At 45.1% G+C, this 8,763-nt stretch carries 11 protein-coding genes; 2 read left to right on the top strand and 9 right to left on the bottom strand.

The genetic code is table 11. The annotated features are described in order from the left end of the window. The 5 genes from WEIDD23_RS06740 to WEIDD23_RS06760 all read right to left on the bottom strand — a co-directional run. The coding region (locus WEIDD23_RS06740) for a hypothetical protein (RefSeq protein WP_197458832.1) at positions 1 to 454 on the bottom strand (454 nt) is incomplete at its 3' end. Positions 455 to 582: 128 nt separating this feature from the next. After that, positions 583 to 1,125, bottom strand: coding sequence for a helix-turn-helix domain-containing protein (locus WEIDD23_RS06745; protein ID WP_010373155.1), 543 nt, complete (start codon positions 1,123 to 1,125; stop codon positions 583 to 585). A gap of 132 nt (positions 1,126 to 1,257) precedes the next feature. After that, entirely contained in the window at positions 1,258 to 2,253 is a 996-nt protein-coding gene (locus WEIDD23_RS06750; RefSeq protein ID WP_010373158.1) for a YeiH family protein, read from the bottom strand. A gap of 52 nt (positions 2,254 to 2,305) precedes the next feature. Beyond that, a complete protein-coding gene (locus WEIDD23_RS06755; protein WP_010373161.1) occupies positions 2,306 to 2,485 on the bottom strand; it encodes a hypothetical protein in 180 nt (59 codons plus the stop codon). Between the two features lie 24 nt (positions 2,486 to 2,509). After that, positions 2,510 to 3,082 (bottom strand): GNAT family N-acetyltransferase, encoded by a 573-nt coding sequence (locus WEIDD23_RS06760; protein WP_010373164.1) that lies wholly within the window; start codon positions 3,080 to 3,082, stop codon positions 2,510 to 2,512. Between the two features lie 182 nt (positions 3,083 to 3,264). Here WEIDD23_RS06760 and WEIDD23_RS06765 point away from each other — a divergent pair, with 182 nt between their 5' ends. Both WEIDD23_RS06765 and WEIDD23_RS06770 read left to right on the top strand, forming a co-directional pair. Continuing rightward, positions 3,265 to 4,326, top strand: a complete 1,062-nt coding sequence (locus tag WEIDD23_RS06765; RefSeq protein WP_010373166.1) for a tRNA dihydrouridine synthase — start codon at positions 3,265 to 3,267, stop codon at positions 4,324 to 4,326. 62 nt (positions 4,327 to 4,388) lie between these two features. Then, positions 4,389 to 4,961, top strand: a complete 573-nt coding sequence (locus WEIDD23_RS06770) for a YiiX/YebB-like N1pC/P60 family cysteine hydrolase (protein ID WP_010373169.1) — start codon at positions 4,389 to 4,391, stop codon at positions 4,959 to 4,961. Here WEIDD23_RS06770 and WEIDD23_RS06775 read toward each other — a convergent pair. The 4 genes from WEIDD23_RS06775 to WEIDD23_RS06790 all read right to left on the bottom strand — a co-directional run bounded on the left by WEIDD23_RS06775 (position 4,930) and on the right by WEIDD23_RS06790 (position 8,544). After that, positions 4,930 to 5,871 (bottom strand): YihY/virulence factor BrkB family protein, encoded by a 942-nt coding sequence (locus WEIDD23_RS06775; RefSeq protein WP_062358860.1) that lies wholly within the window; start codon positions 5,869 to 5,871, stop codon positions 4,930 to 4,932. The genes WEIDD23_RS06770 and WEIDD23_RS06775 overlap by 32 nt on opposite strands. Before the next feature lie 139 nt (positions 5,872 to 6,010). Then, positions 6,011 to 6,217: a hypothetical protein gene (locus WEIDD23_RS06780; protein WP_010373175.1), complete on the bottom strand. Its 207-nt coding sequence runs from the start codon at positions 6,215 to 6,217 to the stop codon at positions 6,011 to 6,013. 13 nt (positions 6,218 to 6,230) lie between these two features. Then, entirely contained in the window at positions 6,231 to 7,124 is an 894-nt protein-coding gene (locus tag WEIDD23_RS06785) for an alpha/beta hydrolase (protein WP_010373178.1), read from the bottom strand. Between the two features lie 76 nt (positions 7,125 to 7,200). Continuing rightward, the gene (locus WEIDD23_RS06790) at positions 7,201 to 8,544 is read right to left on the bottom strand and encodes an amino acid permease (protein ID WP_010373181.1); all 1,344 of its coding nucleotides are present in this window, start codon (positions 8,542 to 8,544) and stop codon (positions 7,201 to 7,203) included. Positions 8,545 to 8,763: the final 219 nt, after the last annotated feature.

Below are 8,763 nucleotides of genomic sequence, written 5' to 3' on the forward strand. Positions count from 1 at the left end.
CCACATTATCCATTAGATAATGTTCTACGGCACGCTTATATGATTGATGACTGCGCATCGCAATGCCCGTCAACTTGCTAAACTCAGTCGCATTTAGTGCCCAAACTTGCGCCACCGACTGTTTTAACAAGTGATCATGGAGCGTTTGCGTCAAACTAATAAATCGTTGGAATTCAGCATGACCGATACCGTAGATACGCTTTAAGTTACCCGTTCGCTTTTCGATGTTCGCTAACATCACCAACCCTTGCGCAAACGTTGCCGCCGTTTGCCCACCAAAGTTATACATCGTTGGTGTTGGGTAGGGGTGACCATTTGGATAGGCCCCTGATTCAGCCTCGTAAGCATGCAACTTGGCTACCACTTGGCCTGCCACATCAGGTCGAATACCTGACTTCACCAAAATATTACCAAATTCCAGCATGAACGCCTGCGTATGAACTGTCATCGTCATTATCTAAATCCCTCTCTTTGTACTCTTCTCTTAGTCGCCGAATACTAGTGTATGGCGAACCCAATTAGTGTACGCAAAAAGTTCACAGAATAGTACAAAAAAGTGTTGTTTTTGTGATTAACTCATCTTTAGTTAGCGTGCGCACCAGCCATAAAGCCATCGATAAATCCTTGAATAGAATCGGTTAGATATGGCACGCCTAAAATAACCACAAAGGCTAGCATGGCCCAGAAAAACGGCCTATTTTTAGCAAATAACTTATTGATATCCCGCCAGTTAGCAGTAATCATCACTGAAATAAATGCAACCAGTCTCAGTAGCTCGACATCATTATCGATCGTTCCTACCTTAATATGCAGCCAAATTTTTTCAATAATGTATGTGACTACGCCCAATACGAGTGTCGTAAAGACAATAATATTAGCTGGTGTAATCTTTGTACTTTCGCCTGATTCAAACTTTTCAATCAACGCTTCATCCCCCTTTACTAACTCATCTAACGACACCACGAAAAGGTCGCTCAAAGCCAGAACATTTTTGAAACTTGGCAACGCCGATCCATTCTCCCACTTTGAAATAGACTGTCGCGAGATACCCAAATAATCGGCTAAATCTTGCTGCGACATGCCTTTGTCCTCACGACGTTGTTGAATATTATGCCCAATTTCCATAACCGGCCTCCACAGTCAATAATATATATCCACCATACCCGAATCGTATATTTTTAACCAGCAACTATCGGTTGCACTTTAATATGCAACCAAAAAACGCCTAGCACCTGCATGCTAGACATTCTTAGTCGCTTATTTCATTAATACCGTAATGAGGACAATAGCCAACACAACCTGGAAAATAATGGTCACTAAACCATAGCCCAAGAATTTCATCCCTGACTGCTTAATGGTCTGCCACTTCAAATTCAAGCCGATTCCCGCCAAGTTGACAATACCGAAGAAGCTTGTAATTTCGTGAGCCGTTCCTGTCAGGACGTGAGGCAAACTGATAAATGAATTCACCAGCATCAATACCACGAACACCATCACAAACCATGGGATCTTAACACTTGTTTTGGGCGCAGTCGCTTCAATTGGCGTCAGCTTTGAGGCATGGCGCGCCATCAAAATCACGACAACTGACAACATAATGACACGCAACATTTTAAAAATTGGTGCGTATGTCACCACGTCGCCACCAACCAATGAGGCCGTTCCTGATACCTGACCAACCGATTGTACAGTACCACCAATTAGGGCACTCACCAGCAAGTCGTTATGTGGAAAGACTGCCGGACCAATAATCGGCAAAACGAACAAGAGCACCACGCCGGCTAACGAAACCGTCGCAACAGACGTACGCCGTTGATCATCAGTTGCGCCGACTGCCGGCGCAACTGATGCGATTGCACTTGAACCGCACACCGCATTTCCCGCACCCATTAACATGGCCGTTTGTGGTGCGACCTTAAAGACGCGACCGCCCAGCCACATCACCACTAAAATTGTGGCCAACATTTGCAACAAAATAAAAATGATGCCCGTCCAACCTAATGATTCAATGTTCTGTAACGTGACATTTAGCCCCAAGGCAGCGATACCAATTTCAATTGGATATTTTTCAGCCCACTTCACACCGGCACCCCACCGTTGCTGGGCAAAAACAGTATTTCCTAATATAATCCCTAGCACCATCGCCAAGGCTTCAGCGCCCAACGTTGGTAACCAAGGTGATACGAATTTTGCAACAAGCGCGACAGCTAGTGTCAACAAGATACCAGCAATCATTTGTCGTTTTATGGCCATAATTAATGACGTCTCCCACTAAATAAACTCTGCTATCCAGTGTACGCCTCTTTTATCGTTTGTGCTGATATATTTTCTTCACAACGAACCGAATAATAGCTGTTAATACCGCTGCCACAATCAGTGACTTAATAGCACCTGGCCAAAATGAATCTGTGCGAAAAACAATCGCATCCGACACGGCATAAATCAGCATGAATAATAAGCTGACCCAATCTACATATTTTGTCATACCTTTCACCCCTAAAGCGTTAACTTAGCTCAAGTCACGCTGCATATGTGTATAGTGATGCGCACCAATCATTAGTTCGCCCACTGCGACAAACCCTTCACGTTCATACAATACGCGCGCCTTTGGATTACCATCATCAACATTTAAGCCAATGACCGTTTCACCTTGTGCTACCACCACTTCTGGCAAAGCCGCCAGCAATTGTGTGCCGACACCTTTACCGCGTGCTGATTCAGCGACTGAAATTGAGTCGAGATACCACTCATCGGGCAACGTCTCAACATCTGGGAACAGTTCTGCTAATTCACCAAACCGTTCCGCTAACAATCGTTGCATCGTTAAATCCAAATGTGGCTCGCTAGCTGACGGATAGCCAAACGCCACCCCCACAATAGCCCCACCTAATTCAGCGACCGTTGCGTGCGTATGCGAATAGCGGGCCGTGTCATCAGCCAAGGCACTATCATGCAATAATTGTTCGATATTATCGCGTCCTAACTTGGCTACCATTGGAATTTCCATTTGGTCAATAATCGTCATTTCTAAGTACACAATGGTTGCTGTATCAGCCACTGTTGCTGGTCTAATTGTAATCATGTTTAAATCCTCCCCCATCTTTGTTACTAGTCTACTGGCTTTAAGGGGGAATTACCACTTTCATTTGGTAAACACCTTGAAAGGCAACTCAAAACCCTTTAATATGTTATTGTCCCAGTTTGGATTTGCGGAAGATCGAGCCGCACGAATGAAAATATAAGGTTAAAGAAAGGAATTTTGACATGGTTAAAGCAAAGTCAGCTTACTGGCAAGGCGTTGTCGACGAAGCACAACAGCACCCTAAGGCGGCCGGGATTGAGAAGACCCCATTCTTCTCACTTGCCCCAATGGAAGCCGTAACGGATACTGTTTTCCGTCGCGTTGTTGATAAAGCCGCTGCGCCTGATGTTTACTACACGGAGTTCACTAACGCCCGTAGTATTACACACCCAAAAGCTAAGTTTACTGTACAAGGTCGCCTACACGTTGATAAGAGCGAAAAGGTGCCAGTTGTGCAAATCTGGGGAAACCGTGGTGAAGACTTCGAAAAGTCATCCCTTGAATTGCGTGATCGTGGATACAATGCCATTGATTTGAACATGGGTTGTCCGGATTCAACAGTTATTAAGAACGGAGGCGGATCAGATTTGATTCGTCACTACGAGTCAGCACAAGAAGTGATTCAAGCTGCCAAGACGGCAGGCTTGCCCGTTTCTGTTAAGACGCGTTTGGGCTTCAATGATTTGGAAACATTCCGCGAGTGGATTCCATTCCTTTTGAAGCAAGATATTCAAGTTTTGACGGTTCACTTACGTACACGTAAGGAAATGTCAAAGGTGCCTGCTCACTACGAGTACATCGATGAAATCGTTAAGATGCGTGATGAAATTGCACCAGACACATTGTTGCAAATCAACGGTGATGTTAAGACTCGTCAAGAAGGGCTGGAATTGGTTCGCCAACACCCTGGTGTCGATGGTGTCATGATTGGTCGTGGTGTTTTCGAAAACCCATTTGCCTTTGAAATCATGCCTGCTGATCACACGTTGGATCAAACCCTTGAATTGCTCCGTTTGCAATTGGATTTGTACGATGAGTTCACGGCTGAATTTGGGCCAATGAACTTCCAAAAGTTGAAGCGTTTCTTCAAGATTTACGTCCGTAACTTTGCGTACGCTTCAGATTTGCGTGTTGCCCTAATGGATACCAACACGACTGACGAAGTTCGCGCACTTTTGGCCGAATTCGACAAGCAATGGGCGGCTAAGAAAGCTGCCGACGCTGTTGCAATTGAAGCTAATTAATTAATAAATCCCCCAGCGCATGCACTGGGGGATTTATTGTATCTTCAGAAAGGTCATTACCTATGCAATTACAAACCGGTGATTTAATTTTTGTTGGTGTCACAGACACCGACGACTTCTCTCAACGCATCGCAGCGAGCACACATCGCGAGACCGCTGTTGACTACACCCATATCGGGCTTGTCGAGAAAACGACAGCCACACTCTTCGTGCTCCACGCGTCACCCGAAACTGGCAGTACCCGCGAACCTTTGGCGACGTTTTTGAACCGCCAAACTGGCGTCGCCGATGTTTACCGACCAACAATCAGCAACGCACCCTGGCCAGCAATTTTACAAAATGCCAAAGCAATGCTCGGCCAACCCTATAACTGGTCCTTTATTAAATCCCGGCCTGGCTATTACTGCTCTGAATATATTATGAACGCCTTTCAACCAGCCCAAATTTTCACCGAAGCGCCGATGACATTTGGCCCCAACAATAGCATCTTACCCGGCTGGCTGGATTACTATGCCGACTTGGGGTTACCCGTGCCAAATGGTGAACCCGGCACCAATCCAAATGGCCTTGCCAATTCACCTCACCTTAACTATCTCGGTCGTCTTAACGACGTGAACGCGGTTGATGCTTGGTAATTTGACGCTGGCTAAGTGGTGACCGCCGTTTAGCCGCCACCCCTTTCGCCTGCTCGGGTACATAGGCATACCGGGTGCCGTGCGCAGCAAATAAATCTGCAAACCAAGCAATTAAAATTTGTGCGACAACCATAATGGTCCCGACCAAATTAAGATAAACCATCAATACCAACAATGACCCCAGCGATTGATAAAATCCTACGCTCTTAACGGCAAATTGTGCATAAAAGCTAAAACCGGCATTCAACGCTAAGAGAAGTAAAACTTCAATCCCAGAACCGGCCACAAGCGCCTTCCAAGGTAACCGTTTAGCCGGCAATGCGAAGTTGAACACACACATCAATACCCAGAGCCCAAATAGCGCAAACAACCAGCTCTGCTTGGCCAATGTATCTAACCATGGCATATCAAACGGCAATGCCGCAATAATTGCTGGCATCATCGCACTTGCACCCATCAGTACGCCGGCCGTTAACAAAATGACCATCAACCATAGAAAACTAAAGACCCGAGTTAGCATACCACTAACCCGTTCTGGCACATCATGAACCGCATTAAACGCTTTACGAATAACCGCCAACACTGAACTAGCACCCCAAATCGTGATCACGATTGAGAATGACAAAATTCCCACACCACCACTTAGGACCGATGTAATAATCGGTCCAAGAATCGACATGATGTTTTTAGGCAATTGTTCCCGCAACATACTATTGAGTTCCTGGGCATTAATGCCGACCAGCCCGGCGATGGCTCCCACACTCATCAAAACCGGCACCAACGATAATAATGTATAGTATGTAATCGTTGGCCCGACCATATTGAGATTAGCCCGGCTCAAATACGTCTGGAGCGCCGGCACCTGAAATTGTTTCTTCAGTAACGCGAGATCAACCAAAAATCTACGCATAAGCATCCCCCTAACTGTCCTTTTGATTAAGTATCGCAAGGTTGCCCAGGGCGGGTCAATGATTATGTATTTTGGTTTGCCAAGTTGGTTACACAGAAAAACGGTCTGAATGTTTCACATGAAACATCCAGACCGTTTTTCATTGTTGTCGATTATCTTTGACGTAATTCCAAAAGCTCCCCAAAGCTGAAATTAAATCAATGCCGGGCAAAATTGCGATAAAGACCCACTTTGAAAATGGATCTGTTGGTCGAAAAATAATAAACCAAACAATATCAATTAGCAATTGCACCAGTAATTGTTTTGGTGTTGCTCGAAAAAACGACTTACCAAAAGCCCCTATCATAGTATCCCCTTAATCAGAGCCACTTCGCCAAAAACGCTGCCTTTTCATCGGTGAATTCTGGCGACATGTAGTCTGCCGGTCCGTGTCCTGTTCCCTCAACTAAATGCAACACTGCCTTGTCTTCAGAAACAAACTCACGGGCTCCGTTAATCATATTTACTGTCTGTTGATAAGGTACCACAGCATCAGCCGTTCCTGCAAATGCCAAAATAGGTGGCATCTCTGCGTTGAAGTACATCTTAGGACTGTACATCTTCACACGTTGTGGAACGTCTTTGGGTGCTTGTTGATTAAACATTTGTCCCTCGAACGACTCAGCCGTACCCGTTTCAGCATACTTAGGCGTAACGCCACTCTCATTGAATTGGTCAACAAATTGATCAAATTCGTATGGCCCATACATCGCAATAATGGCATTAACCGTCTCTGGTTGATTATTGTTATCACCCATAAATGGGTTTTGCAACGCGTCAACTGACGCTGTTACGCCGGTCATCACGGCCAAGTGGGCACCTGAAGATTCACCCATCAACGCAACACGATTCATGTCCAATTGATATTCATCTGCATGCGCACGCAAGAAGCGCAAGGCTGCCTTAATTTCATAAATTTGGAATGGGAAATCCTTTTGATGAATTAACGAATAGTCCACACTAACAACGGCATAACCCTTATCCAGCAAACGCAAAGCCGGTTCCAATTTATGTGAACTCTTGTCACCGAAAATCAAACCGCCACCATAAATATCAACAATTACCGGGAAAGGCCCTTGTCCTTCATTAGGCAAGTACACATCAAGCGTGTGGCGCTCACCATCCATGTAAGCAATATCGTGCCATTGTTGCTTAATGTAAGCCGTCTCAGCTTCAATTTTCTTATAATCGCGATCAATAAACTTGTCTGTCATATCAGTCCACTCATTTCTCTAGGCATAATAAAAAAGGTAGCTGCATATCTGCATCTACCTTTTATCATACACTATTTTAATCTTTAACTCGGCGACTAAGGGCAATCATAATGACAAACCAAGCTAGTGCCAGGAGCGTTGTGGGCATCGTTGATTTCGTGAACAACAAAATCATAAAGATACCAAACAAGAATGCTAACGTTAGGTAATCCGTAAATGGTGCACCAGGCATTAGGAAGCGCTTCTCACCATTCTTAAAATCAGCTGATTGGCGGTAACGCAAGTGAGCAAACACCAACACGCCGTAGATAACCACGAAGGCTGCTGAGGCCACTGATGTCACCAAATCGAAAGCATTTGATGGGAAGAATACGTTCACCAAGACAGCCAAGGCAATCAAGACAGCTGACACGTTGATGGCGTTACGTGGAATGTAACGGCGGTTCAACTTACCAACATAGCCCTTACCATTTGATAACGAGAACAACATCCGACCCGTCGTAAACAATGAACTATTCAATGACGAGGCTGCCGCAGTCAACACGACGAAGTTAATAATGCCGGCTGCCGCCGTAATCCCGATACCTGAGAACACTTGCACGAATGGTGATTCACTTGCACTGTAGTTCGTCCAAGGTTGGATACTCATAATTGCAACTAAGGCACCTACGTAGAAAATCAAGATTCGAATAATAATTGAATTGATTGACTTTGGAATCGTTGTCAACGGATCCTTTGCTTCAGCGGCTGTCATACCAACGAATTCAATTCCCAAAAAGGCGAAGAATACCATTTGGAAGGCCGCTAGCAACTTGTGCCCGTGATGTGCAATGACACCGTGTTGCCACAAGTTCGACAAGCTTGTCACGCCGGCTGACGTTTTCGCATGCGTCACAATCATAATAATTCCAGCAACAATCATCGCCACAATCGCAACGATTTTAATCATTGAAAACCAGAATTCGGTCTCACCAAACGCCGAAACTGCGATGACGTTGATGCCATAAAGCGCAACCAGGAAGATGATTTCCCAAATCCAAACCGGAATACCTGGGAACCAGAACTTCATATACGTTCCCACGGCCGTTAACTCAGCCATGGCAATCGTAATCCAACCGATCCAATACGTCCAACCAATGACGAATCCCGCTTTTTTACCAAGATACTTTTCCACGAACCCGACAAAGGTTGGCTTGTCCGGATCAGTCAAAAGTAACTCTCCTAGCGCACGCATCATCCAGAACATAAAGAGTCCTGTAATAATGTATACAAGCAAAATGGCAGGCCCTGCTGTGCTAATTGAATGTCCCGCTCCTAAGAACAATCCAGTTCCGATTGTTCCACCAAGCGCGATCATTTCAACGTGACGACTAGATAGGCCTCGCTCTAGCTTCTGCTGTGAAGCTTCTTGCTGTGCCATAATAACACTCGCTTTCTATATTTATTTCTAATTTACAATCTCAGCCCCTACTGGGATGTTTTTTTACAACACTTAATCTAGTATATAAGAATTCCCCCATTTTTCAATATTCCTTACCATTTACATGAGTGAAATTTAATCATTCTCATGTACGTCAGCCACAAAAAAAGAGAGTGAGACGAAAGGCGCTTTGGACCCGATGATAACGTCGTTTGACCC

The organism is Weissella sp. DD23, assembly GCF_001579105.1.
GTDB classification, from domain to species: Bacteria; Bacillota; Bacilli; order Lactobacillales; family Lactobacillaceae; genus Weissella; species Weissella cibaria.